General features: G+C 46.4%; 22 protein-coding genes and 1 pseudogene. 11 read left to right on the forward strand and 12 right to left on the reverse strand.

All coding sequences use genetic code 11. The features are described from left to right. Positions 1–3: 3 nt before the first annotated feature. From P253_RS02970 to P253_RS03005, 8 genes are all read right to left on the reverse strand, one after another. Positions 4–288, reverse strand: a complete 285-nt coding sequence (locus tag P253_RS02970) for a hypothetical protein (RefSeq protein WP_016658284.1) — start codon at positions 286–288, stop codon at positions 4–6. A gap of 41 nt (positions 289–329) precedes the next feature. Then, positions 330–941, reverse strand: coding sequence for a DUF4198 domain-containing protein (locus P253_RS02975; RefSeq protein ID WP_016658283.1), 612 nt, complete (start codon positions 939–941; stop codon positions 330–332). Between the two features lie 64 nt (positions 942–1,005). Next, positions 1,006–3,159, reverse strand: a complete 2,154-nt coding sequence (locus P253_RS02980; protein WP_035362992.1) for a TonB-dependent siderophore receptor — start codon at positions 3,157–3,159, stop codon at positions 1,006–1,008. 579 nt (positions 3,160–3,738) lie between these two features. Beyond that, positions 3,739–4,533 carry an energy transducer TonB gene (locus P253_RS02985; RefSeq protein WP_016658281.1) on the reverse strand — a complete coding sequence of 265 codons (795 nt, stop codon included), beginning with the start codon at positions 4,531–4,533 and terminating at the stop codon, positions 3,739–3,741. After that, positions 4,530–4,976 carry a protein TolR gene (gene tolR / locus P253_RS02990; protein ID WP_016658280.1) on the reverse strand — a complete coding sequence of 149 codons (447 nt, stop codon included), beginning with the start codon at positions 4,974–4,976 and terminating at the stop codon, positions 4,530–4,532. The genes P253_RS02985 and tolR overlap by 4 nt, the downstream gene beginning before the upstream one ends. Before the next feature lie 6 nt (positions 4,977–4,982). Further along, complete coding sequence (gene tolQ / locus P253_RS02995) at positions 4,983–5,669, reverse strand: protein TolQ (protein ID WP_016658279.1); 687 nt, start codon at positions 5,667–5,669, stop codon at positions 4,983–4,985. Positions 5,670–5,740: 71 nt separating this feature from the next. Next, the gene (locus P253_RS03000; protein ID WP_016658278.1) at positions 5,741–7,708 is read right to left on the reverse strand and encodes a phytase; all 1,968 of its coding nucleotides are present in this window, start codon (positions 7,706–7,708) and stop codon (positions 5,741–5,743) included. 58 nt (positions 7,709–7,766) lie between these two features. Then, positions 7,767–10,226, reverse strand: coding sequence for a TonB-dependent receptor (locus P253_RS03005; RefSeq protein WP_016658277.1), 2,460 nt, complete (start codon positions 10,224–10,226; stop codon positions 7,767–7,769). A 317-nt stretch (positions 10,227–10,543) separates the two neighbouring features. Here P253_RS03005 and P253_RS03010 point away from each other — a divergent pair, with 317 nt between their 5' ends. The 3 genes from P253_RS03010 to P253_RS03020 all read left to right on the forward strand — a co-directional run bounded on the left by P253_RS03010 (position 10,544) and on the right by P253_RS03020 (position 13,018). Then, positions 10,544–11,467: a GGDEF domain-containing protein gene (locus tag P253_RS03010; RefSeq protein WP_016658276.1), complete on the forward strand. Its 924-nt coding sequence runs from the start codon at positions 10,544–10,546 to the stop codon at positions 11,465–11,467. Beyond that, a complete protein-coding gene (locus P253_RS03015; protein WP_016658275.1) occupies positions 11,464–12,453 on the forward strand; it encodes a helix-turn-helix domain-containing protein in 990 nt (329 codons plus the stop codon). Before P253_RS03010 ends, P253_RS03015 begins: the two co-directional genes overlap by 4 nt. Before the next feature lie 340 nt (positions 12,454–12,793). Beyond that, positions 12,794–13,018, forward strand: coding sequence for a DUF3375 family protein (locus tag P253_RS03020; RefSeq protein WP_016658274.1), 225 nt, complete (start codon positions 12,794–12,796; stop codon positions 13,016–13,018). Positions 13,019–13,028: 10 nt separating this feature from the next. Here P253_RS03020 and P253_RS15395 read toward each other — a convergent pair. The 4 genes and pseudogenes from P253_RS15395 to paaZ all read right to left on the reverse strand — a co-directional run. After that, positions 13,029–13,244: pseudogene (locus P253_RS15395) on the reverse strand (transposase); the annotation flags it as partial. A 60-nt stretch (positions 13,245–13,304) separates the two neighbouring features. After that, positions 13,305–13,799: a Dps family protein gene (locus tag P253_RS03025; protein WP_016658273.1), complete on the reverse strand. Its 495-nt coding sequence runs from the start codon at positions 13,797–13,799 to the stop codon at positions 13,305–13,307. A gap of 262 nt (positions 13,800–14,061) precedes the next feature. After that, the gene (locus P253_RS03030; protein ID WP_016658272.1) at positions 14,062–15,486 is read right to left on the reverse strand and encodes a spinster family MFS transporter; all 1,425 of its coding nucleotides are present in this window, start codon (positions 15,484–15,486) and stop codon (positions 14,062–14,064) included. Positions 15,487–15,686: 200 nt separating this feature from the next. Further along, positions 15,687–17,804, reverse strand: coding sequence for a phenylacetic acid degradation bifunctional protein PaaZ (gene paaZ, locus P253_RS03035; RefSeq protein WP_016658271.1), 2,118 nt, complete (start codon positions 17,802–17,804; stop codon positions 15,687–15,689). Positions 17,805–18,065: 261 nt separating this feature from the next. Here paaZ and paaA point away from each other — a divergent pair, with 261 nt between their 5' ends. The 8 genes from paaA to P253_RS03075 are packed head-to-tail and all read left to right on the forward strand — an operon-like array spanning position 18,066 to position 24,873. Further along, positions 18,066–19,010, forward strand: a complete 945-nt coding sequence (gene paaA / locus P253_RS03040) for a 1,2-phenylacetyl-CoA epoxidase subunit PaaA (RefSeq protein WP_016658270.1) — start codon at positions 18,066–18,068, stop codon at positions 19,008–19,010. 36 nt (positions 19,011–19,046) lie between these two features. Then, positions 19,047–19,337: a 1,2-phenylacetyl-CoA epoxidase subunit PaaB gene (paaB, locus tag P253_RS03045; RefSeq protein WP_005177351.1), complete on the forward strand. Its 291-nt coding sequence runs from the start codon at positions 19,047–19,049 to the stop codon at positions 19,335–19,337. Between the two features lie 11 nt (positions 19,338–19,348). Then, complete coding sequence (paaC, locus tag P253_RS03050; protein WP_016658269.1) at positions 19,349–20,104, forward strand: 1,2-phenylacetyl-CoA epoxidase subunit PaaC; 756 nt, start codon at positions 19,349–19,351, stop codon at positions 20,102–20,104. 28 nt (positions 20,105–20,132) lie between these two features. Further along, positions 20,133–20,633 (forward strand): 1,2-phenylacetyl-CoA epoxidase subunit PaaD, encoded by a 501-nt coding sequence (gene paaD, locus P253_RS03055; RefSeq protein ID WP_016658268.1) that lies wholly within the window; start codon positions 20,133–20,135, stop codon positions 20,631–20,633. A 39-nt stretch (positions 20,634–20,672) separates the two neighbouring features. Continuing rightward, a complete protein-coding gene (gene paaE / locus P253_RS03060) occupies positions 20,673–21,731 on the forward strand; it encodes a 1,2-phenylacetyl-CoA epoxidase subunit PaaE (protein WP_016658267.1) in 1,059 nt (352 codons plus the stop codon). A 24-nt stretch (positions 21,732–21,755) separates the two neighbouring features. Continuing rightward, positions 21,756–22,526 (forward strand): enoyl-CoA hydratase-related protein, encoded by a 771-nt coding sequence (locus P253_RS03065; protein ID WP_016658266.1) that lies wholly within the window; start codon positions 21,756–21,758, stop codon positions 22,524–22,526. After that, the gene (gene paaG / locus P253_RS03070; RefSeq protein WP_016658265.1) at positions 22,526–23,317 is read left to right on the forward strand and encodes a 2-(1,2-epoxy-1,2-dihydrophenyl)acetyl-CoA isomerase PaaG; all 792 of its coding nucleotides are present in this window, start codon (positions 22,526–22,528) and stop codon (positions 23,315–23,317) included. Before P253_RS03065 ends, paaG begins: the two co-directional genes overlap by 1 nt. 2 nt (positions 23,318–23,319) lie before the next feature. Further along, a complete protein-coding gene (locus P253_RS03075) occupies positions 23,320–24,873 on the forward strand; it encodes a 3-hydroxyacyl-CoA dehydrogenase (RefSeq protein WP_016658264.1) in 1,554 nt (517 codons plus the stop codon). Positions 24,874–24,878: the final 5 nt, after the last annotated feature.

Consider the following 24,878-nt stretch of genomic DNA (forward strand, 5'->3'; position numbering starts at 1 on the left):
GATTTAACCTGTGAAGTGCGAGAGAATAAACAAGAGGATGATGGGGACCAAGCCATATACAGAAAGCTTTTTTAAACTTTGAATGCAGAAGGTTCCAATCACGAAGCAGATATAAAAAATCAGTGCAGTAAAGGCCGCCAGATAGACCGATTCGGCTTTGGGGACATAGGCTTGTAAAAAATAAGCCAGATCACGTGCTATCAGGTCACTGCCTAGATAGCCCATCCCAAAGCATATCCCCAGGCGATACAGGACAGCGAGGGGCTGAATCACAGAAATCGAAATCATAGAGGACCTTTAGTTGCATCTCGACAAGAAAAATGAGTGGCTTAATGCACAAAGCTGAGCGTGGTGACAAAATATTGTTTTTTATAGGCTTGCTGATTAAAGGTGCCTGCTTGATCTAATTCTTTTGCCACTTCAAGCATGTACTGACCTTTCCATGGCGTAGCAATCGTAATTTGTCCCTGGCTGTTGGTGGTGTATTTTTTCAGCCAATATTGAGGAGAAAACACCGTAACCTCCAGATCAGCCGCGGGCTTGTCCTGATACAGCACGGTAAAGGTATTGCTGTTGCGCTGGGCGGGGACAATATCCAGCGCAGATTCGGTTTTCAGATGCTGTCGTCCGGCTTTGGCATAGTAGCTCAGTAAAGATTCACCATAGATCAGTTCATGACTAAGTTTTACATCGGCCTGATCTTGCGTGGCATAGACCAGATGATCCTGCTGAAGCTGAGGACTGAAGATTTTTTTGGCCTGAACCACTTTAGCTTGATTGAATGACTTTAAGGCACCTTCCTGAGTTTCTTTCAGCTGTTCACTGTATTCACCAAAGAAGGCATAGGTTTGAGCATTTGGGCCACGTTCAAGCCACAGCATATGCGCTTGAGCAGACAAGCTCATCGACAATCCCATTGTCAACGCTATCATTTTTTTCATGTGTTTTTACCTGTTTTTAAATAAAAGGATTGGCCCTGAAAAAGTTTCAAGGCCAAGGGAGTAATCAATATTTGAATTTCACTGCAACGCTATAATTTGCCGGCGCACCATAGAAGCCTTGCTGGTTCGGGAAATTGAACAGGTATTTTTCATTGGTCAGATTATTTCCGTTGGCCTGCAGGGTGATATGTTCATTCAGCTCATAACTGGCCATCAGATTGACCAGTGCATACGCATCCTGTTCAATCATGCCCGCTTGCTGGGTCACGCCATTTGTGGAGCTTTCCGGTACTTCCAGATAGGTTTTATCCTGCCATTGCAGCCCAAGCCCCAGTCTGAGTTTTGGAATTTGCGGTACCTGATAGGTCGTCAACAGATTAAAAGACTGGTTCGGATTGAAGGTACGGGCATCTCCGCCGTTGATCAGATCTTTGAGGCTAAACTGGGTATAACCAAAACTGAGATTGAGATGATCGCTTAACTGCCCGGCAAGACTGAACTCATACCCTTGAGAACGTAAATCGCTGACCTGGGTTTTGCGTAACGTCGGAATACCATCAGAGTCACGTAGTGGATAATTGCTTTGTTCTGTCCTGAAGATGGCCATGGTGGCAGTCAGTCTGTCATCTAACCAGGAACTTTTAATACCGGCTTCGTAACTTTCACCTTCAATCGGTTTATTGAGATTGCCATCTGCCGCTTTGCTGGTTTGCGGACGGAAAATGGAGGTATAGCTTAAATAGCCGATATATTCAGGACTGAAGTTATACGTCAGCCCGGCATAGGGGAGGACTTTATCTTCATCATAAATGGTATCGGTTCCATAACTGCTACCTGTACTTTTGGCTTGTACATAATTGGCACCAAGCAGTACTTTGAGATCATCATTCAGATGCAGACGAGTGGCGGCATACAGGCTCTGATTTTTCTGCCGGATATGCATTTCCCCACTGGTTTTCGATAGATCCCAGCTCGGTTCTTCCGGGGTAAAACTGGCTAAATCTGTGGTGAGAGGCTGGGCAAAACGACCTCCGTAACCCAGTTCATCCAGCTGGTTTTCTGCCCAGATATACCCTACAGATGCTTCATGACGTTGTCCCCAGAGCAGATAAGTACCACTGAAACTCAGACTGGCTTGCTGCTGTTTATTGTCATCCAGATACATGCCCGGATAGAGAAACACGCCTGATGTGCCATCAGCCCCCGGCCGGCCTGAAAGATATAAAAGTTTTGCATCCCGTTTTGTCCGCTTTTTGTCATAGCTGAGTTTGGCTGTCCAGTCACCCCCGAGTTTTTGTTCAATCTCGGCAAAATAGTTTTTAATATTGCTATCCCAATAGGTCCAGTCCGGACTGTAATTATAATGTTGTGGATAATGAAGCTGTTCGCCTTCGGTGTTGATGAGCGGATTGGAACCCCAATTCACGCTATTCGGTTGATGCTGGGTTTCGCTATAACCGGCGGTCAACAGGGTAGAGTCAGTCAGATCTGCTTCTAGCACCGCCCCTACACCGTTTTTCTCCAGGCTATAACGGTCCAGATAACTGTCACCCGTCTGCTGATAACCAAACAGCCGTCCTCGGATTCTGCCATCTTCCGTCAGGGCAGAGGATACATCGGCTTCATAGCGCTGGGTATTCCATGAACCGTAACTGGCATTGAGTGCTGCCTGAAAGTCCTGAGTCGGGCGTTTTCGAATCAGGTTAATGGTTGCACCCGGATCGCCAATCCCATTATTCAAGGCATTGGCACCTTTAACGACTTCAATCCGATCAAATAAAAAACTGTCCGGATTGTCATTATTATAATTATAGCCTTCAAGCGGCAGCCCAACGCCGTCGACCAGCACATTGGAAATTTCAAAGCCACGTGAGAGGTAAGAGGTTCGTTCCGTTTCCTGATTGCTCACCATAATACCGGGGGAGTTGCGCAGGACATCGCGGGTATTGTTCAGGCTAAAGTCATCCAGTTGCTGGCGCGTGACCACATTGACCGTTTGCGGCGTTTCTTTGAGTGGAATATCGAGCTTGGAGGCTGTTGCAGAGTTTTGAATAATATAACGTTGAGTGTGTTCAGAACTTTGATCTGCCTTAGCGGGTTCAGCGGTCATGGTAATAGTGGCGAGCTGCTGCGTATCTTCTGCAAAGCCTTGTTGACACACTAAAATTGCAAGACTTAGCAAAGATAGCTTGAAGGATGGGTGCATGAGGTAGGACATTTTTGTTAATGAAAATGATAATAATTATCATAAATGTTATTTGTTAATTTATTACAAAGCAATCCTGATTCCATAGGAAATATGAATGAAAGATGAATAAATCATGGAGAAATTAGGAGGTCGTGCGCTTAAGTGTGAGATAGAAGGTAGCTATTTTTAGGAAAAATAAGGGGTTACTGTATTAGCTATTTCTGGCTAGTTCATCTTGAATATATTGCAATATATTCTTTTAAATATTCTGGTTGGATGTTCTGGTGTTAAGTGATTGGCTTTTGAATAAGAATTGGGGGATAGAGGAGGTATTTTGCATCTTAGTCTATAAGAGATGACCTCAATTCAATGATCGGGATAATGCAAAGCTTCTTTATCAAAGTCATTAAGGTTATGCTCTGGTGAACAGGCTTGGTGTCATATTGCTGTCGGCTATTTTTCAGTTCAACCACCTGAGTTCCTGTTCGCATCGAGATGACTTCATGTTTGCACCACTCATATCAGCCCCTATGAATGACAGATAATCCAGTGATCTAGATGTTTTCATAAAGATAGACCATACAAAGAATTGAGCCTATTTAAGCATCTTTATTCAATCCGGTATTCAAAGGTATTTTTAATTTTAGCAACTTCAACAGCTCGACCATTGACGATCCGTGGCTGGTATTTGAACTGCCGGGCTGCATTGAGTGAAGGACGCACAAATATCGGATCACAGTCCGATAATGCTTTAGGATTTACCACTTGGCCTTGAGTATTCACGCTATATTCGACCGTGCAGTTGCCTTCCAATTCATTCTCCAGTGCTCGCATTGGGTAATCCGGTTTCACTTTTGAAATCGGTTTGTAGTTTTTTTCATCAAATACAGGCGGGGGTTGTGTATTTTCCGCCACTATCGGTTTGCTGACAGATGGCGCCGGTTGTGTAGCCGCAGCAGACTGGACCGGTGCAGGAGGAGCCTCATGTGTCATTGCTGCAGTAGTTTGCATGGTGGCGGATGTATGATCTGTCACTGCTTGTGAGCTGGCGACTTTGGGTTGAGGACTTGGCTCTGGTTTGGCTGTGGTTGGCTGGTTGGAAGCGGGCTTTGCTTTAACCGACTGAGCGGGTTGAGTTGGCGCGGACTGGACTGGTGCAGCGACTGAGGGCATTACTTGAGATTGAGCTGGCACTTGAGTTGGCGCACGTTCAGGTTGGAGCTGAGGTGATATGTCAGCTTTTGGAAGCTGTACAAATTTAACCTGTACTGACTTGGGTGTGACTTCTTGGATGGGACGGTCAAAATTCTGGTTGAACACGCTGTAGACCAGGGTGGCATGCAATACAGCCGTCACAGAGAAAGCGACAGCAGTGGCTGGATTGATCCGTGATATGCTTTTCACTGATCCTGCTCCTCGGTGACTAGGCCTAATTGCTCAACGCCACTTTGTTGTAGCAATCCAATGGTTTGGGCAACAAGCTCATAATTAGCGCTACGATCTGCACGAATAAACACCTGAATATCCTGATGGATTTGTAGCAGTGGAGATAATTTTTCTTTCATTTCTGTCAGATTCGTTGCCCGATCGGTGACTTGTGCAGTGTCGACACTTTCGCCCACATTCCAGTAATAGCGGCCATCTTCCTGAATCGAAATAGTAATGACTTTTTGTTCCTTGGGCGTGACCAGAGTTTCAGCCTCCAGATTCGGCAAGTTCACTTTTATGCCTTGGGTGAGCATGGGGGCAGTGACCATAAAAATCACCAGCAGCACGAGCATCACGTCGATATAGGGAACAACGTTCATTTCTGCGTTGAGTGCGTGCTTTTTCTGACGTTTCTGCATGTGGTATTAATTCCCTGCCTGTAAAAAACGCAGCATTCGGGTTTGTAATTCATTGCCGAAACTGTAATAACTATTAGAAATTTTTTCTGCACGGGCACTCAGGCGGTTATAGGCGATCACCGCAGGGATGGCTGCAAATAAACCAATGGCGGTGGCAATTAATGCTTCCGCAATACCCGGTGCGACAGCAGAAAGGGTGGCTTGCTCAAGCTGAGACAGACCAATAAAAGAATTCATGATACCCCAGACAGTGCCAAACAAACCGATATAGGGACTAACTGAACCCACAGTCGCCAGAAAACTCAAGTGCTTTTCCAGTTTTTCTTCCTGTTCGGTGACGCAGGTGAGCAAACGCCGTTCAACTTGATCGGTCACCGCTGTCGAAGATAGGCGAGTGCTGGCATGTCGAAGCGCATGAAATTCATCCAGGCCGGCCTGATAGATCTGTCCAAGCCCCCCTGATTTCGGCCCAGATGGTTCGGTTGTGGCAAGCGGAAAAGGCTGTTGGCGGAACTGGCTTAAAAAGACTTTATTCGCAGCTGTTTCCTGACGCAGGCGAATACTCTGTTTGATAATGACATACCAGCTAATAATGGATGCCAGTAATAAAATCAGCATTACTGCTTGAACCAGCAGGCTGGCATGGCTAATCAATTCCCATACTGAAAGCTGTGCTGCAGATGGATTCGACATAAAAACCTCAATAAAATTATTCTTAGATGAAACACAGGTACAGCGCCGTAGGCTGTACCTGAGGCAAGTGCTTATTCCAGACCCAAGGCTTGTGCAATTTTTTCCCAGGCTACATATTTGTAGTTCTGATTGCCTTCTGGCATACGCTTACGTCCGTCCTGAACCACCAGCATGCCTTTTTTCCAGATACCTCCCAGATTGGCTGAGGTCACCTCAAGCCCGTCCGTTTCAGAGACCGCATCAATCTCGTGATTCAGATTGGCTGAGATTTTAAATTTCCCGCGCAGCTGATAAGGGGCGGCAGCATCGACTATTACATAACTGTCATCTCCCTGGCTGGAAATAACCAGATAATCACGAACTTGACCTTTATAAATGGCCAGTCCTTCAATGTCCGCCTTGACCTGTTCCCCAACAGTGATCACCGGTTGTAGCTGAATCTGCTTAGGGTCATCCAGCTTGGTGGTCCACACCGCTTTTGCTTCTTCACCGACATAGATCCGGTCATGTTCATCATCCACCACACAGCCTTCAGGCTGACTAGACACTTTAAACTTGAGGACTTCCTCTGCGCTTAGGCCGCTTGCCTTGCTTTGAATCTTATATTGCACAAAAGTGCCATTTTTATCGTTTGGAATGGCAAAGGTTTCACCTTGCCGGTTCTGGTACATACAGAATCCATAGATGTTATTGAGATCTGTTGGCAGTTCTCCTAAATTTTTGACCTGTCCGGTTTTTTGATGGATGCTGAACAGGTGAAGGCTGTTCTGATCGCGGTTGGTGGCGATGGCTAAATCGACTGTCTGTTGCCCCAGTTTGAAATTCGGTCGAATATCAACATTATTCAGACGGCCGACTTTTAAGTATTGCAGCTGTTTCCCGTTCAGGTCGTAGACCGCAAGGCCACCTTGTTTATCTGTACCCAGCACACGTGACAGACGTGGGTTAGCCTGATTGACCCAGATTGCGGGATCATCAGCCGCATCACCACGGCTTGGAACCAAATCGGTTTCGACATCTGCCGGGATGGCTAAGCCTGCTTTTTTAGGAGGCAGGGCTTGCGTGGTCCAGTCAATGTTCAATAGCTTGATCTGATCATCAACCAGTAACAGCTGTTTCTGGTCTTGGGTACCTTTCAGGCTGATACGTTCAGGCTCATCTACATTCTGTAGAGAGAGCGGAGGTAATTTGTGCCATGAAGTACCCTCAATGTGATAGCGGTACAGCACAGCTTTGGATTCATCCATTGCTGCCAGTGCATTGTCGATCAAGCTTAGTCCGCTAACATTGCCTAGAATTGATCCATGCGGATGATTCAAATCTACTGGATAGCGGATCAGATCTGCTTCAGGATCTGCCTCATAGGCCCAAATGCCCACATCTTCTTCATTGATATACAGTTTGTCTTGATGGTCATCTACCACACAAAAACCACTGTTGGGTGGCAGGCTCATGTTACGAATAAAACGAGGGCTAATCTGGTTTGAGCCTCCAGACTGAATCATCCATTGCTCCCCGATACCTTCTTCTCCCACCAGAAAGCTATATAAAGATTGATCAGGCGTGAGATACAGGCAGTTATCTTCGGTTTTAAAGCTACGGGCCGCCAGATAGACAGGCTTTGCCCAGGTTCCGGTGTTTAAATCAAAACGGAAAATGACCGGTCGCTGCTGAAGTAAATCAGTGGTCTGGATAATTAGCTGTTGGCCAATGCTGCGATAGTCAATTTTACTGAACGAGCCGGGAATATGCTGTACACGTTGGGCATTTGAATTCCACAGGCTTAGGCCTTGGGTTTTGCTGCTGGTGATCACTTGAGCATTTAAACCATCAAGCTCAATCCAATGTGCATCTTCGACGGTGATGGGTAACTTGAAAATTTGCTCCACCGGCAGCGCAGGCTGATCCAATGCTGAAAGAGTCTGTTCCAGATGAAGAGGGCTGCTGATGGTGTTTTTTTGGGTATGAGCAGAGGAGGCACAGCCAGATAAAGCCACAAGCGCTGCACAGAGGGCGCTTAATTTAAAAAGCATTGTCATGATTTTTCTCTAAATAAAAAGTACCCAAAGCCAAAGTGGCTTTGGGTGAGCTAAAGGCTTAGAAATGTGTGAATTTCAGACCAACTTTATAGCTCGGGCCGTATTCTTCGTATTGCGCGTTATAATGACGATTGCCGTTATAGTTGTAATACACTTCATCGGTCAGGTTTTGTGCATTAAAGAACAGCTGGATATTTTTGTTAAAATTCACATGACCGCTCAAATCAACAAACACCTGATCATCGGTATATAAATCTTTTTCTGGCTCATCAATGCCAGAAATTTCATTCAGATAACGGGATTTATAGTTGGCGGCAAGACGCAGACCCACACGGTCGTTTTCCCAGCCGATCATGGCATTACCGACCACTTTAGATTGGCTTGGGAAATTAATGGTTCGGGTCATCAATTCACCATCGACCATACCTTCAATATTGGCTTTGGCACGACTGAAGGTGCTGTTAAGACCAAAGATGAAGTTATGCCATTTTTGGCTATAGCCGAGTTCTACACCGTAAATTTTGGCGGATGAACCGTTTTTGAAAGTCATGGCTTCATCAAAATCAGTCCAGTCACCAGTGCCTGCAACGTTAGCGTTATAAATAAAGTGATCAATATCTTTATAGAACGCATTCATGGAAATTACGCTGGCATCACCAAAGTATTTCTCTACGCCTAAATCGAAGTTGGAGGCTTCCAGCGCTTTAAGATTTGGATTACCAAACTCGGCTTCATCACCATCAATATAAATCCCCGGTCGAGATTGTTCAAAGTTTGGACGTACCACAGTATTGGTCCATGCGGCTCTTAAAATAGCATCACTACTTAATTGATATTTAAGATGCAGGCTCGGTAACCAGTGATCATAATCATTTTGGGTGGAAACAGACGTGCTTTCACCATACAGAATCCGATAGCCTTGTGTTTCAAAATCGGTATCTTCATAGCGTAAACCCGCAATCACCCGTAACCGATCAAAATCAATGGTATTCATGACGTAAGCGGCATGAATATCTTCCGAAGTTTTATAGTCGCTGATGACCGATTCTTCAGCATCTCGCCAGTCATTCAGGTTGAGCTGGGCCAGTTGATTATGGATCGGGCCACTAGACAAGGTCGGGCCGAACTGTGCCAGTTCATAATGACCGTTTGAACCAAAATGGGCAGGGGATGTGTCTAAATCTTCAACTTTCCAGATTTCAGTATCATTGGTTTTGGTGCGCTGGCTGACTTTTGCCCCAAATTTGAAGACAGATGCATAATCGTTGAGCAGATAATCGCGGCTCAGATCGAATTTGGCATTTTTCTCTTTATCTTTGGCTGTGCTTTTTTCCCATTCTACTTCATCGAGTTCATACCGGCTTGGGTCATAAAAGCTGGCCGCGCCTTTCACGACAGGAATGCGCGTGCTTGAATATTGCAGATCATCAAATTCACCGACAAATCCGGCACCGGCAATACCGCCCGGATTCTTTTCCGAGGCTTCGCTATAGCCGAGCTGAGCTTCCAGCGTCCACTGATCAAAACGGTTTTTACCGCCTAGCACAAAGGATTTAATTTCCTGGGTTTCTTCACGTTCTTTCAGTTCACGAACTACTTCTGCACTGCCTGGTGTATTTATGGCGAGCGGATCGGAAAATTCAACACCTGCAGCCTGACGGGTTTCATTGTCCTGGAAGCGGCTATATAAGGTACGTAAATAGTATTCACTGTTCTTATTTGGTCGAAAATCGAAATTCAGGCCCGCGCCCAGACGTTCACGTTCAATATCATATTGACGCATTTCTGTTTCTTCGAGCAGGCCATTCTCCCATTTCCCTCCGGTTTCAACGTTATCTGAACCAAAGGTACGCTCTTGCCAGCTCAGGGCTGCAGCGACACCAAAATTATCGGTGCCGGAACCGAGACTGAATTTCTGGCTCACCGCACCTGATACTTTCGGGCTATATTCTTCATGTTTTTCATCATAACCGCCTTCAACTGCAGCCGTATAAAACAGGCCGTCATGATCAAACGCCGACAGACTTTCAACCTGAATGGTCCCGCCCAGTGAGTTTGCATCCATATCTGGAGTTAAGGTTTTAATCACGGTTAAAGACTGCACCAGTTCTGCAGGTAAGACATCCAGCGCTACACCACGGCGCGATGCCTCTGGTGCAGGAACCAGCGTGCCATTAATCGTAACCGCATTCAGATCGGTGCCCAAACCTCGCACTGTAACAAAACGGCCTTCACCCTGGTCACGTTCAGTCGATACCCCGGGGATGCGCTGTAAGGCTTCCGCCGCGTTATCATCGGGTAGTTTTGCAATGGCATCGGCATGCACCACGCTGGAAATCGAATCGGATTTGCGCTGTTCTTTTAATGCTTCATTGATACTTGCGGCCTGTCCAATTACACGGACGTATTCGGTTGCGGTTTCGGCCGCCAGACTATGGCCAGTGGCCAACATACATAACACTAAAGTGCTGACCTTAAAGGTAAATGCTGCTGTTTTATTACTGCAATGAGTTCTCATTTATATTATCCCCAAAGAGCGCAATGGCTGTTTGTTGAGCACCTTAAATTTGGTCAATGACTAAATGATGACAATAACAAAAGCTGGAATGATATCCACCGATGTTTCAGTCCGGTTTGAGCTGATTTGATGGAAAAGTTGAGGCTCATGAAGAGCAGAAACGCGTATAAGGGCCTGTTAGCAGTGGTATTAAAAGTGAAGCGATAGACTTTTTAAAATTTATCCTGAGCTGATTTGAAAATCGGGCAAAAGCGGCTTGCAATTAAATTGTCATAAAATACTGATTAGCTTATGAAAACAATAATTATGTTCGGGCTATGCTAAAACCATTCTTCTACTATCCACGGCACTTTTTACTGGTGCTGATCATGGCCATCGCCTGTCTGGCTTTTTTTATGCTGTCCGGAAATTTTAAAGCACACAGTGAAATTCAGGTTATTGACGTGATTGGGGAGGGGCTGGCCTGTTTACTGACTTTATTATGGATTTATCTCATTCTGAAAAGCCGTCCAAGAGGCTATGTGACCCGATATTTTTATTGGGGACTGACCTTTGTCTTTCTGGCTTTATGGATGGATGTGCTGGATGAATTTATTGCTATTCCCAAAACATTGGTTTGGGATGATTTACTGGAATCCTTTACTACCCCTATCGGTTTTATTGTGCTGACCATTGCTATGGTGAACTGGCATAAAGAGCAGCTGGTCTTGTCCAGAAAACTGCAAACCAAAGAGCATGTATTTCGGGATCACCGTTTATTTGATGCGATTACACCGCTGGCAGATGCTCAATACTTTAAACAGCAATTACAGCATGAAATTAACCAGCGCCATCATTCGGCAAAAAATATCCATCTGATGATGATCAATATTAAAGATTTAAGCGCCATCAATAGAGAGTTTGGTTTTGACACGGGCAATCAGGTCTTGTCGGTCATTGCACAAACCATCAGTCTGAATATCCGACCGTGTGATCTGGTCTGCCGTTTGGCCGGTGACAAATTTATTTTGATGCTGCTGGATCTGGCTGATGCACAGGTTGAGATCATGGCTAGAGAACTGCAGAAATGTATTCAGTCACAAATCTTTTATACACATCAGGATTTTCAGAAATTTAACATCGACTGCCGCTATACCATCAGTGAAGTTCAACAAGACAGCCCAGCTACGGAAATCCAGAAATTATATAAACAGATGAAACATCAGCAGATTATCAAGTTAAGAACAAGGATGTCGGTATGAGCTATCAGAATGATCAGTTGATTCTGCCGACTTATCTGGCACCTGCATTATTGATTGATTTAGCAGAGATGTACGGTGTAAATCCTAACCGTATTTTAAAAGGAACACCGGTGTTTATTGAGGGGCTGATCTCGGTGAATCAGTGTGTTAGTGTCGAACAGCTGATACAGATGATCAGGAATTTGCATGAGAGTATTGTGCATCCTGAAGTGCAATTTTTATTTGGTCAGCGTTATATTGAAACTTTAACGCATCCGGCCTTAAATGCCATTGCGTATAGCCAGAATATTAAAGAAGCGATACAGCGCTATGTCGAGTTTCATATATATTTAAGCCCTTGGCTGACGCCGGTGGCTTACTATTCTGATCATAAAATTATTCTGTTCTGGCTAAATAGCCAGGAGCGTCATGCCACCTCTCTGGTTATTAGTGCCATGACGGCTGTCCGGACAATTTTGCTCAATAGTACCCAAGAAGAGCTGAAGATGAACTATCACTTTGTCGGTGCAGAGCCGGAATTTATTGAGCAGTTCTGGGAACATCTGGGAGAGAATATTCAATTTAACAGTCTGGTGAATGCCATACAGATTGATATTCAGGAGTGCACACAAAAACAGAATTATCAGACCAGTGCGATGCGCCAAGCCTACTATCATCAGGCGAAAGTGCTGCAACAACAGTCCGGTCTGGAGCAGAGCTTTCTACAAGAGGTACATCATTTTCTGATTCGTAACATTCATCAGGCACCGAATCTGGAAGAATGTGCAGAATATTTTCAAATCAGTATTGCGAGTTTTAAGCGAAGGTTGAATAAACATAATACCAGTTATCAGCAAATGCTGGATCAGGCCCGTTTGTTTACGTCTATACAATTAAAGACCTTATTTGCCTATAACGATGAGCAGGTCGCCGACTATTTAAATATTAATGATATTCATAATTTTAGAAGGGCATTTAAGCGCTGGAGTAATGTGGTTGTATCCTGATCTATAGGAGTTTATAGAGAGCTGGGATAGGTTTCGGCTTTGAGTTAAATTTGCATTTTTTATTGTGGTCTTGATTGATTTCTCGGATTTCCAAGTGAGTTGCAATTTAATTTCCGTTATTTAAGTCTGCTATACAGATTAAATTTTCTTGTATAGCTCAGAAATCTTACTTTCAAAAAGCTCAAGAACTGCTGGGCTGTATCCTAGTTATACTTTTTGAGTATTAAGTATCTAAAAAAGATTCTGAGCGCCATGTTACGTCGTTCTACTTTTAAATAGATAAGTTTTTTGGATTAAAAAACGTACAATAAATAAAAATAATATTTAGGAATTCAACGGTATGAATATTCAAGGCCTACAGGCTAAATACCGGCGTTTATATAACGAGAACCCCGTATGGAAGCTGCTAAGGGCAGAGAATGCGCCCTATATTTTGGTATTTATAACAGAATTATTCGAAGAAAATGCAGAGGTCAGTTATGGAAATGCTAAGAATATATTAGAAGAATTTATCAAATATAGCCGTGAAATGGGGATTTGGGAGCCTGTAAATTATTTTATGTAAGTTCCATTTTTTATAAATGATCTTTTAATCGATCATCGAAATGAATCGTAAACCAATTCATCGCTAAACGCCAATTTTGGATTGGCATCGTCCATTTTTTAGCAGCGTTTGATGTCGCTAAATAAATGACCTTTTTTACTGAATCATCTGAAGAGAAGATCTTTCTCTTTTTTGTTGAATGGCGGATTACGCTATTCAGTGATTCAATCGCATTCGTCCCATGTAGGCAGCTTAGAAACACCCAAAATAAAACCGGAGCATTGCCCCGGTTTTATTCTTTATCTATTTATTCTTCTAACAGACTTCTTAACATCCAGGCAGTTTTTTCATGTACTTCTAATCGTTGGGTCAGTACATCCGCAGTTGGCTGGTCATTGGCTTCTTCCACCACATCAAAAATACTACGCGCGGTACGTGCAACTGATTCATGGGCACGAACCAATAACTCCACCATTTCATTGGCTTTTGGCACACCTTCGACTTCTTCAATCGACGCCAGTTTTACAAATTCTTTATAGGTTCCCGGTGCCGGAAAACCCAGCGCACGAATCCGCTCGGCAATAACATCCAGCGCATTCCATTGCTCGGTATATTGGGTCATAAACATGGTGTGCAGGCTGTTAAACTGTGGCCCGGTCACGTTCCAGTGGAAATTATGGGTCATTAAATACAGGGTATAACTGTCGGCCAGAAGTCGGGAAAGCCCTTCAACAATTTTGGCCCGGTTATCTTCAGAAATACCAATATCAATATGCATCGATGCTTTTTTCATTTTCGCCATGAGTCGCTCCCAAAGCTTGTCGTTATAAGGAATCAGATGATCAACATACATGAATGTAGCACAGTTGCTGCTGCAAAAAGATTGCAGATGGTAGTGATACTGTATAAGTCTCATCACCAGAAATCAGATGAATTTTGAAGATGCTGAAAACGCGCAGATCAGGAGATAGAAAAGTCAATTTGAACAGGAGAGATGGGATGGATGATCTGCCAGAAATAAATGAAGAATGAGACCGGCTCATTCTTCATTAGGGATGGAGTACTTAGTTCAGTTTTTCATGCTGGATACTGTCTCGATAATAACGACAACCTTTATACAGCAGGAATACACCGATTACACCGGCTACTGCATTGACAATTGAAATCGAGTTGCCGACCATCAGTGTGTTTTCAAAATAGTTATCGGTAATTAAAGCCACAGCCGTAGTACCCACACCCAAGGCAATCAGGTTGGAGATTAACAGGAATTTGGCAGAAACCTGAGCACGGAGCTGGTTGGGGGTCAGCATTTGTGTCGCGGCAGCCGAGGCTGGAATCGGGAAGGTCGAGAAGAACATCGCCACAAAAATCAGTGCAAACGATAAGTACAGATTATCTACCTGGGTAAACAGCACGCTTGGAATAATCAGCGCTGCACAGCCCAAAGCACCGGCACGAATGGCAGCATCGCTATAGCCACGTTTGGAGAAAAAGTCGATGAGCCAGCCGCAGAACAGCGCGCCCGCCGTATTCGCCACCAGAATAATACAGCCCAAGACATAACCGGTTTGACTGGCATCGAGGCCAAAATGACGCATGTAATAGGCCGGTGCCCAGCCTAATAGCGAATACAGCATCATGGTGTAGAAAGAGAAGCCAATAAAATGACAGAAGAAGGTTTTCTTGTGCAATTTAATAAAAGCCACCGAGTTCTTAAATGAGGCTTTAACCACTTCACCATCCTGACCAACTTTTACGCCTTTACGGCTGGGTTCACGTACGGTCAGAATCATCACCAGGGCCAATAAAACACCCGGTAAACCGACAAGAAAGAAAGTCAGTTGCCAGGTTTTTAATTCACCAATCAGCGGTAGCACCACAAAATCGACTTCTTTTAATAAGCCAATCACGTAGCCGCCAATCAGGAAGGCCAGACCAGAACCAATAAAGGCACCAATCGCATAAACACCTAAAGCACGGCCAAGTTTTTCTTTCGGGAACAGGTCAGCCACAATCGAGTAGAAGGCAGGTGACAGGGCCGCTTCACCGGCGCCGACACTTAAACGTGCTAAAAACATCTGGATGAAGTTTTTACTTAAACCACAAGCCGCTGTGGCCAGACTCCAGAAGGCAATGCCGATAGAAATAATTTTAATCCGTGATTTTTTATCGGCCAGTGCGGCAATGGGCACACCCATAAAGGCATAGAACAGCGAGAAGGCCAGGCCTTGCAATAAGCTGAACTGGGTATCACTGAGCATTAAATCGGCCTTAATTGGCTCAATCATTAAGGACAGAATCTGGCGGTCTACAAAAGACAGGATATAGGCCACCATACAGATAATCACCACATACCACTGATAGGTACTGCTGCTGTCCTGCGAACTAGGCGTGGCCGGCAGGTCAATGGGATGAGCCGCTTCAAACTGTTTGCTTTCGGGTTGAATATTCCTTTCAACCGCATCTATCTCTAGAGTTTTATCATTCATTGTGCAACTTCCTGTGCTGAACGTATAAGATAATATGATACGTTTTAAACCTTGTTATTTTTGTTTTGTATCGTCTATCTTCAATTTATTCCTTTCTGCACAGCGGGTCAATCTGTTCTGAATAAAAAGATACATATTTTTAAGTATAAATAAAAAAAGGAATCATAAAGACTCCTTTTCTTGGTCCAAAATAGTTCAGCTTAAGCTTCGCCGCGCTCTACCAGCGTCAGAATATCGTAGGTGGCGACCAGTTCATTGCGCTGGTTTTTCACTTTAATATCCCACACCACCACGCCGTGTGGTTTCTGGCTTGGGTCGCGTTGCTGTTTCGGGGTTTTCTGCTTGCAGGTCAGCTCGACCTGAATGGTATCACCAATTTTCACCGGCTCGACAAAGCGCAGGTTGTCCATGCCGTAGTTGGCAATCACCGGGCCAGGCGCAGCATCAACAAACAGACCGGCTGCGGCCGACACCACAAAGTAGCCGTGTGCGACACGTTCTTCAAACAGCGATTCTGCCGCGGCAATTTTGTCCATATGTGCATAGAAATAATCACCGCTTAAGCAGGCGAAGTTCACCAGATCGGCCTCGGTTACGGTACGGCGTGCGGTGAGCAGACGTTCACCAACGCGTAACTCATCAAACGACTTTTTAAATGGATGAACCCGATCTTCAAACACCTGAGCACCGGCGGTCCAGCTATGTCCAATCTGGGTCATGGCATTCGGTGAACCTTGAATTGCGGTGCGTTGCATATAATGTTTTACCGCGCGCAAGCCGCCCAGTTCCTCACCTCCACCAGCACGACCCGGACCACCATGCACCAGATGCGGCAATGGCGAACCATGACCGGTACTTTCTTTGGCGCTTTCCTCATCCAGCACATGCACACGGCCATGCCACGGGGCAATCTTGGCAATCAGCTGTTCAATATTCTGCTCGCAATCACGTACCACCGAGGCCACCAGACTACCTTCACCGCGTGCCACCAGACCGGCCAGTTGTGCCAGATGATCATATGCCATCAGCGTTACCACCGGACCAAAGGCTTCAATCTGATGCAGGCTGCTGGCCTGTTCAGGCTGTTCACAGACCAGTACAGTTGGCGGATAGAATGCGCCGAGTTCGGGTTGATCGGCCTGAATACTAAAGTCCTGACGTAAATGGCTACCAAAGACAATTTGGGCTTCCTGGCTTAACTGTTCCACCTTGGCCGCCACGTCCTGTTTCTGTTTGAGGCTGGCCAGTGCACCCATGGTGACCTGATCCAACTCCGGATTACCGACTACCACTTTTTGCAGCTTGGCAATCAAACGTTCCTGCACGGTCGCTAAAAGTTCACGTGGCACAAAAGCGCGACGAATTGCAGTACATTTCTGTCCGGCTTTGCTGGTCATTTCACGGAAGACTTCACGCACAAACAGGTCAATCGCCGTATCGCTGGCCTGTTCCGTCAGAATGGCACTGTTGACGGAATCGGCTTCCATGCTAAATGGAATCGAGTACTGATTCAGGTGCGGATGTGCACGTAATTTCTGGCCGGTTGCCGCAGAACCCGTGAAAGTCACGGTATCTTGTGGATTCAGCTGCTCAAACAGGTCATAAGTCTGGCCGCAAATCAGCTGCAATGCACCTTCTGGTAAATACCCACTGGCATGAATGGCTTTGACCACCGCATGGGTTAGCTCGGCACCTTCGGTCGCCGGTTTAACAATACACGGTACACCGGCCAACAAGGTTGGCGCGATTTTTTCCAGCATGCCCCAGATCGGGAAGTTAAAGGCATTAATATGCACCGCCACGCCTGCTTTCGGGCTTAAAACGTGTTTGGCACCAAAAGAGCCATGCTTGGACAGCGGAATCCAGCTGTCTTCCACCCAGGCGGTTTCATCACTCAGTTCGCGGCGCACCAGACTGGAGTAAGCAAACAGGGTGCCAATACCGCCTTCGACATCAATCCAGGCATCTTTACGGGTACAGCCGGTGGCTTTGGCCAGTTCATAAAAGTCTTCTTTACGTTCCAGCAGATATTGGGCCACCTGTTTTAGTGCATTGGCACGTTGATGAAAAGTCCAGGAAGCAATGGCCGCGCCATGCTGTTTGGCATAGTCGACCACCGCACGGGTATCGAGGCCAAAGCTGCTGACCTGATAAATGGTTTCACCGGTAATGGCATGCTGTACCGGACGGAAATCTTGACTCGCAACAAATTCCTGACCGCATACCAGTGAGCTTAAGGTCTTCAGTGCCGGGCGAACGCTTGAATAATCAGTCGCTTGCGATTCCGTCTGCGCTGTCTGGGTGTCTAACTCAAGCATGATATAACTCCTTTTATGATACGTTTTGATTAATATTTTAGTTTTGATGTTTCATAATTTCAGACTTTAACGCGCTTTTGTCAATCATATTTCTGCTCAAATTTTGCAATAAAAAATTTTTTAAAAAATAAAAATATTAAAAAACAATAAATTGATTTAATTTTGTGAATTATTTTATTTGATACTTAAAAATTAATATTGATTTTTAAAATGTATCGTTTTAATTTTAATGCCAGAACACTTGGGATAAGTGAGGATAAAATGACAAATCAACTTCACAGCTTTGAGCAGGCAATTGAAAAGGACATTTCAATTGAACCTAAAAACTGGATGCCAGAGGCTTACCGTAAAACCCTGATTCGCCAGATTGGTCAGCATGCGCACTCTGAAGTGGTTGGCATGTTGCCAGAAGGCAACTGGATTACCCGTGCACCTAGCCTAAAACGTAAGGCCGTACTGCTGGCCAAAGTGCAGGATGAAGCCGGTCATGCGCTGTATCTGTACAGCGCGGCAGAAACTCTGGGCGCCGACCGTGATGACATGATGGATAAGCTGATTGCCGGTCGCATGAAATATTCATCCATCTTTAACTATCCAACCCTGAGCTGGGCCGATGTAGCCGCGATTGGCTGGCTGGTCGATGGCGCAGCGATTGTCAATCAGGTCGCGCTTTGCCGTACCTCTTATGGCCCATATGCCCGTGCCATGGTGCGTATCTGTAAAGAAGAAAGTTTTCATCAGCGTCAGGGCTTTGAAGCCATGATGCAACTGGCCAACGGTACGCCAGAACAAAAACAGATGGCGCAAGATGCAGTTAACCGTTTCTGGTGGCCGGCGCTAATGATGTTTGGTCCAAGCGATGACAACTCGCCAAACAGTGCACAAAGCATGGCCTGGAAAATCAAGCGTTTCAGTAATGACGAACTGCGTCAGAAGTTTGTCGATAACACCGTACCGCAAGTGTTGCAGCTTGGCCTGAGCGTGCCAGATCCGGACTTACATTTTAATCAAGACACTGGCCATTACGAGTTTGGTGAAATTAACTGGACCGAATTCTTTGATGTGATTGCCGGCAAAGGCCCATGTAACCACGAACGTATTGAAGCACGTCGTAAAGCCTGGGAAGGCGGCAAATGGGTGCGTGATACCGCAGCCGTTTATGCACAGAAACAACAGACCCAGCAACAACAACAGAAAGTTGCTTAAGCAGCTCACATACGGAAATGAAGAAGGAATACGCTCATGGACAATAAAAATCACTGGTCTTTATATGAAGTGTTTGTACGCAGCAAACAGGGTTTAAGCCATCGTCATGTTGGCAGTCTGCGTGCATCTGATGATGAAGTAGCGCTGCAAAATGCACGTGACGTTTATACCCGCCGTAATGAAGGGGTGAGTATCTGGGTGGTGAAATCGGAACTGATTACCTCATCTCAACCAGATGAAAAACCGGAATTTTTTGATCCTTCACTGGACAAAGTCTATCGTCACCCGACGTTTTACAATATTCCAGATGGCATTGAGCACATGTAAGGAGCAGTACAATGAATCAAACTGTATTAGCGCAATTTCTCCTGCATGTGGGCGACAGCCAGCTGATTTTATCGCACCGTCTGGCCGAGTGGTGTGGCCATGCGCCGGAACTGGAGCTGGACATTGCACTGGCCAATATCGGTCTGGACCTGCTCGGTCAAGCACGTACCGCTTTAAGTCTGGCTGGTGAGATTGAAGGTTTGGGCCGTGATGAAGACAAACTGGCTTATTTCCGCACCGAACGTGAATACCGCAACCTGCTGTTATGCGAACAGCCGAATGGTGACTTTGCCCAGACCATGGTGCGTCAATGGTTGATGGATCTGTATCACCTGGAACTGTTTACAGCTTTAAGCCAGAGCCAGCAGGCCGATATCGCCGCTTTTGCGGTGAAATCTTTAAAAGAAGTCAAATATCATCTGCGTTTTTCTACCACCTGGATGGAGCGCTTAAGTCTGGGCACCGCCGAAGCGCATGAAAAAACCCAGCAGGGCCTGAACCAGTTATGGCGCTTTAGCGCAGAGCTGTTTGAACAGACCGCAGATGAGCAGCAGCTGGTCGCACTGGGTATTTTGCCAGACTTTGCACCTTTAAAGGCCGCATGGACGGCACAGGTACAGACCGAACTGCAACGTTTTGGTCTGAGCCTGCCAGATACCGGGGCGTATCGTAGCGGCGCCAAACAGGGCCTGCATACCGAATACCTGGGCTTTATTCTGGCCGAACTGCAATATATGCAGCGTTCCTATCCAAATATGGCCTGGTAATTCAGCTTGATCACAGGGAGTGAGTCGCATGAATTTAATTCGACATTGTCTAGATGAATGCTGGGATGCGCTGGCACAGGTGTCTGATCCGGAAATTCCAGTGCTATCGGTGCTGGATCTGGGCATGATTCGCGGCGTTGAACTCAACGCGCAAGATGAAATTGTGGTGCGACTGACCCCGACCTATAGCGGCTGTCCAGCCACCGATCTGCTTAAAGATGAAATTACCGCGGCATTTCAAAGTAAAGGTCTAACCCCGGTTCAGGTGGTGGTGGATTTATCGGAAGCCTGGACCACCGACTGGATGAGCGAAAGTGGCAAGCAGAAGCTGCAGCAGTACGGCATTGCGCCACCACAAGGCCAGTCACATCAATGTGGCACGCATGTGGCGCTCAGTGATGGTATTCGCTGTCCACACTGTCACAGCCAGCAGACCAAATTATTAAGCGAATTCAGTTCCACAGCCTGCAAAGCCTTATACAAGTGTCAGGACTGTCTTGAACCGTTCGACTATTTTAAATGTATATAAGCATGACAAGCACCGTCGGCATGCAAGAGGGATTTTCACATGAGCCAATTTATACCTTTAACCATTAAATCAATTCAGCCACAAACCGAACAGGCCATCTGTATTGCCTTTGATCTGGCACCTGAACAGGCCGATTTATTCCAGTATCAGCCGGGCCAGCATCTTACCATCCGTCATTTGACCGAGCAGGGTGAAATCCGTCGTTGCTATTCAATTTGCAGTGATCGTGCTGAAGACATGAGCATTGCCATCAAGAAAATTGATCAGGGCCAGTTTTCGACCTGGGCCAATGAGCATCTTAAAGCCGGTGATGTACTGGAAGTAATGCCACCACAAGGCGTATTTTTTCAAAAAGCAGCCAAAACTGGCGGCCAGAATTATCTTGGCTTTGCTGCCGGCAGTGGCATTACCCCAATTTTGTCGATTGTGAAATCGGTGCTGAACCATCAGCCGGGCGCGCATTTTACTCTGGTTTATGGTAACCGTTCCTGGAAACAGACCATGTTCTCGGAACAGATCATGGATTTAAAAGACCGTTATAAAGAGCGTCTGCAACTGGTCAATGTTTTCTCGCGTGAACTGAATGACAGCCAGTTACTCAATGGCCGGATTGATGCAGAAAAACTGCAACAGCTGTTTCAGGCCGGTCTGATTCATTCCCAGTTCGATCACTGCTTTGCCTGTGGCCCGGAAGAGATGATGAATGCGGTGGAAACAGTGTTACCAGAACTGGGCATCGAGCGCAGCAAAATCCACACCGAGCGTTTTAATACCGGCACTGCAGCTAAAGCCAGTGCGGCACAAATTGAGAGCCGCAGCGAAGAGAAGGTCAATATTATTCTCGATGGCCGTGAACTGATTGTCGACGTTTCCAAGCAGGATGACAGCATTCTCGATGCCGCCTTGCGTGCCGGTGCTGACTTGCCTTATGCCTGTAAAGGCGGGGTCTGTGCGACCTGTAAATGCAAGGTGCTGGAAGGTGAGGTCGAAATGGCCATTAACTACAGCCTGGAAGAAGATGAAGTGGTCAAAGGCTATGTGCTGAGCTGTCAGGCACGTCCGACCAGTGCCAATGTACGCTTGAGTTTTGACGAATAAGCAGCGGACAGGGAGTCACAAGCCATGGATTATTTAAAAAGCAGTCTGGCCGCGCCGGGTGTGGTGTTAATTGAACTGAACCGCCCGGAAAAGCGCAATGCCCTGAACAATGCCACCTTAAAAGAACTGGCTGATCATCTGCAGCAGCTGGATGCAGATTCCAGTGTAAAAGCCGTGGTGATTACCGGCAATCCGCAGTGTTTTGCTGCCGGGGCAGATTTAAATGAACTGGCACAACTGGATGTGGTGAGCATCCAGCAGGATCAGCGTCCATTGCTGTGGAAAGGTATTGATGAATTTTCCAAGCCACTGATTATGGCGGTCAATGGTTATGCGCTGGGGGCAGGTTTTGAACTGGCTTTGCATGGCGACATGATCATCACCGGTGAAAATGCCCAGTTTGCACTCCCTGAAATTGGTTTGGGCATGTTACCAGGCGCCGGTGGGACCCAGCGTTTGGCGCGTCTGGTTGGGCAGCAACTGGCGATGCGCTGGGCCATGACCGGAGAGATGGTCTCCGCCACGACTGCCTTGCAACACGGTATTAGTAGTCAGGTCTGTCCAAGCGGCCTTACGGTGCAATATGCACTGGAACTGGCAACAAAAATTGCAGCGCAGGCGCCACTGGCCATCCGTGCCATCAAACAGTCCTTAAAGTCGATTCATGAAGTGACCTTGAGTCAGGGACTCAAACTGGAGCGTCAACATTTTGTCTGGCTGGCCGCGACCCAGGACCGTCAGGAAGGTATTCAGGCATTTTTAGAAAAAAGAAAACCGGAATTTAGAGGTGTGTAATGGATTACCAAACAATTATTGTTGAAGAAAAAAATGCAGTGGGCTATTTGACCTTTAACCGTCCGAAGCAGCTCAACAGTTTTAATGAAACCATGCATCAGGAAGTGTCCAAGGTTATGAAGGCATGGGCCAAAGACAGCAAGATTCGCGCGGTGGTCATTTCTGCCGAAGGTCGTGGTTTCTGTGCAGGACAGGATTTGAATGACCGCGTGGTCGATCCGAATGCCGATGCACCAGATTTAGGCCTGTCAATTGAAAAATATTACAACCCTTTAATCAAGCTGATTACCGATATGCCCAAACCGGTGCTGTGCGCAGTCAATGGGGTTGCGGCCGGTGCTGGTGCCAATATTGCTTTGGCCTGTGACATTGTACTGGCGGCAAAATCGGCGTCTTTTATTCAGGCTTTCTGCCGTTTAGGTCTGGTTCCGGATTCTGGCGGCACCTGGTTCCTGCCGCGTCTGGTTGGCCGTGCCCAAGCCATGGGGCTGGCCATGCTGGGTGATAAAGTCAGCGCAGAACAGGCGCTGCAACTGGGCATGATCTGGCAGGTGGTAGAAGATGATCAGCTGAAAGCCGAAGCCGAGAAAATGGCCGAGCATTTAGCCAAACAGCCCACCTATGGTCTGTCCTTAATCAAAAAAGCCATTCATGCCGCAGCCGATAATAATCTGGATGAGCAGCTCATTCTGGAACGTGACCTACAGCGTCTGGCCGGCCGTTCAAGTGATTATAAAGAAGGCGTCCAAGCCTTTATGCAAAAACGCACACCGCAATATACAGGATGCTAATCATGGAACAACTTTGTTTAGAGCAGGCCCGTGTCGCGGTGATTGGCGCCGGCACCATGGGCATTGGTATTGCCCAATTGGCAGCGATGTATGGCCATCCAACCCAGCTGTTTGATGTGGATATGCAAAAATCTGAGGCCGCTTTGGCGCAATTAAAAACACAGCTGGAAAAACGTGTCGCGGCCGGGAAAATGACAGCGCAGCTGTTAGAGCAAACGCTGGCCAATTTAACGATTGCCAGCGATCTTCAGGCACTGGCGAATGCGCAACTGGTGGTTGAAGCCATTGTGGAAAAGAAAGAGGTCAAACAAGCGCTGTTTCAGCAACTGGCAGCACTGTGTCCAGCGGAAACCATTTTTGCCTCTAACACCTCATCCATTTCCATTACCGCCATTGCCGCGGCAATTCCACAGCCTGAGCGTGTGGTCGGACTGCACTTTTTTAATCCGGCACCGGTAATGAAACTGGTAGAAATTATTCGTGGCCTGAAAACCTCAGCCCAGATTGCACAGGCATTGTTCAGCCTGATGCAAAGTTGGAATAAAGTGCCAGTGACGGCCAAATCAACGCCGGGTTTCATTGTCAACCGGGTAGCGCGTCCTTATTATGCCGAAGCTTTTCGTGTCTTACAGGAAAATGTCACCACGCCTGAACAATTGGATTTTATCATGCGTGAATGTGGCCGCTTTGCTATGGGGCCATGTGAACTGACCGACTTAATCGGGCAGGATGTCAATTTTTCCGTGACCCAAAGCGTGTATCAGGAATTCTTTTATGAGCCGCGCTATCGTCCGTCTTTAATCCAGAAAGAACTGGTGGATGCCGGCTGTTTCGGCCGTAAAAGCGGGCAGGGTTTTTATGATTATCGTCAGGCTGAACGTTCACCGGCCTATCGTTTGCCGGCCATGCCGAGCGTTGCACCGGGTGAACTTGAGCTTGCAGTCAATGGAAGCTGGTCACATTCTAGCGGCTTGATCTCGCGGATTCAGGCAGCCTCACAGCTGAAAGTGCAGCGTCAGCCACAGGCAGATGAAGAAATTGTACTGGGTGATGTACGCCTGCGTTTAAGCCGCGGTGAATCGGTCGAGCTGGACTATAGCAAGGACAAAGTGGTGCTGATGGACTGGCATGCTGACTGGAATGCAGCACAGGCACTACCAATCGTGGCATCACCGGCCTGTAACGCAGCCGATATCGCCAAAGTCGAGCAGTTTTTTGCCTCGATTGATCTGATACCAATCTGGACTAAAGATCATGCAGGTCTGTATGTGCTGCGTACCATTTCCATGCTGGTGAATGAAGCCAGTGAAGCAGTGCTGCATGCTATATCAACCGAACAAGATATTGATTCAGCAATGAAATATGGTGTGAATTATCCGCAAGGGCCATTCCAGTGGGCAGAAAAAATTGGATATAACACTATTTTACAAATTTTGAAAAATATGTATCGTATTTATGCTGAAGAACGCTACCGTTGTAGTATATATTTAAGCAAGAAGGCTGCACAGGAACGTACGCAGTCACAGCAAGAATTAGAATTTCGCCAAGCAGGCTAAGGAAA

Origin of the sequence: Acinetobacter indicus CIP 110367 (genome assembly GCF_000488255.1) — a bacterium.
GTDB lineage: Bacteria > Pseudomonadota > Gammaproteobacteria > Pseudomonadales > Moraxellaceae > Acinetobacter > Acinetobacter indicus.

What these genes read in the sequence shown, in the direction of transcription:
- P253_RS02970 (WP_016658284.1), bottom strand. Translation starts at nt 288, where the DNA reads ATGATTTCGATTTCTGTGATTCAGCCCCTCGCTGTCCTGTATCGCCTG.
- P253_RS02975 (WP_016658283.1), bottom strand. Translation starts at nt 941, where the DNA reads ATGAAAAAAATGATAGCGTTGACAATGGGATTGTCGATGAGCTTGTCT.
- P253_RS02980 (WP_035362992.1), bottom strand. Translation starts at nt 3,159, where the DNA reads ATGTCCTACCTCATGCACCCATCCTTCAAGCTATCTTTGCTAAGTCTT.
- tolR (WP_016658280.1), bottom strand. Translation starts at nt 4,976, where the DNA reads ATGCAGAAACGTCAGAAAAAGCACGCACTCAACGCAGAAATGAACGTT.
- tolQ (WP_016658279.1), bottom strand. Translation starts at nt 5,669, where the DNA reads ATGTCGAATCCATCTGCAGCACAGCTTTCAGTATGGGAATTGATTAGC.
- P253_RS03000 (WP_016658278.1), bottom strand. Translation starts at nt 7,708, where the DNA reads ATGACAATGCTTTTTAAATTAAGCGCCCTCTGTGCAGCGCTTGTGGCT.
- P253_RS03005 (WP_016658277.1), bottom strand. Translation starts at nt 10,226, where the DNA reads ATGAGAACTCATTGCAGTAATAAAACAGCAGCATTTACCTTTAAGGTC.
- P253_RS03010 (WP_016658276.1), top strand. Translation starts at nt 10,544, where the DNA reads ATGCTAAAACCATTCTTCTACTATCCACGGCACTTTTTACTGGTGCTG.
- P253_RS03015 (WP_016658275.1), top strand. Translation starts at nt 11,464, where the DNA reads ATGAGCTATCAGAATGATCAGTTGATTCTGCCGACTTATCTGGCACCT.
- P253_RS03020 (WP_016658274.1), top strand. Translation starts at nt 12,794, where the DNA reads ATGAATATTCAAGGCCTACAGGCTAAATACCGGCGTTTATATAACGAG.
- P253_RS03025 (WP_016658273.1), bottom strand. Translation starts at nt 13,799, where the DNA reads ATGGCGAAAATGAAAAAAGCATCGATGCATATTGATATTGGTATTTCT.
- P253_RS03030 (WP_016658272.1), bottom strand. Translation starts at nt 15,486, where the DNA reads ATGAATGATAAAACTCTAGAGATAGATGCGGTTGAAAGGAATATTCAA.
- paaZ (WP_016658271.1), bottom strand. Translation starts at nt 17,804, where the DNA reads ATGCTTGAGTTAGACACCCAGACAGCGCAGACGGAATCGCAAGCGACT.
- paaA (WP_016658270.1), top strand. Translation starts at nt 18,066, where the DNA reads ATGACAAATCAACTTCACAGCTTTGAGCAGGCAATTGAAAAGGACATT.
- paaB (WP_005177351.1), top strand. Translation starts at nt 19,047, where the DNA reads ATGGACAATAAAAATCACTGGTCTTTATATGAAGTGTTTGTACGCAGC.
- paaC (WP_016658269.1), top strand. Translation starts at nt 19,349, where the DNA reads ATGAATCAAACTGTATTAGCGCAATTTCTCCTGCATGTGGGCGACAGC.
- paaD (WP_016658268.1), top strand. Translation starts at nt 20,133, where the DNA reads ATGAATTTAATTCGACATTGTCTAGATGAATGCTGGGATGCGCTGGCA.
- paaE (WP_016658267.1), top strand. Translation starts at nt 20,673, where the DNA reads ATGAGCCAATTTATACCTTTAACCATTAAATCAATTCAGCCACAAACC.
- P253_RS03065 (WP_016658266.1), top strand. Translation starts at nt 21,756, where the DNA reads ATGGATTATTTAAAAAGCAGTCTGGCCGCGCCGGGTGTGGTGTTAATT.
- paaG (WP_016658265.1), top strand. Translation starts at nt 22,526, where the DNA reads ATGGATTACCAAACAATTATTGTTGAAGAAAAAAATGCAGTGGGCTAT.
- P253_RS03075 (WP_016658264.1), top strand. Translation starts at nt 23,320, where the DNA reads ATGGAACAACTTTGTTTAGAGCAGGCCCGTGTCGCGGTGATTGGCGCC.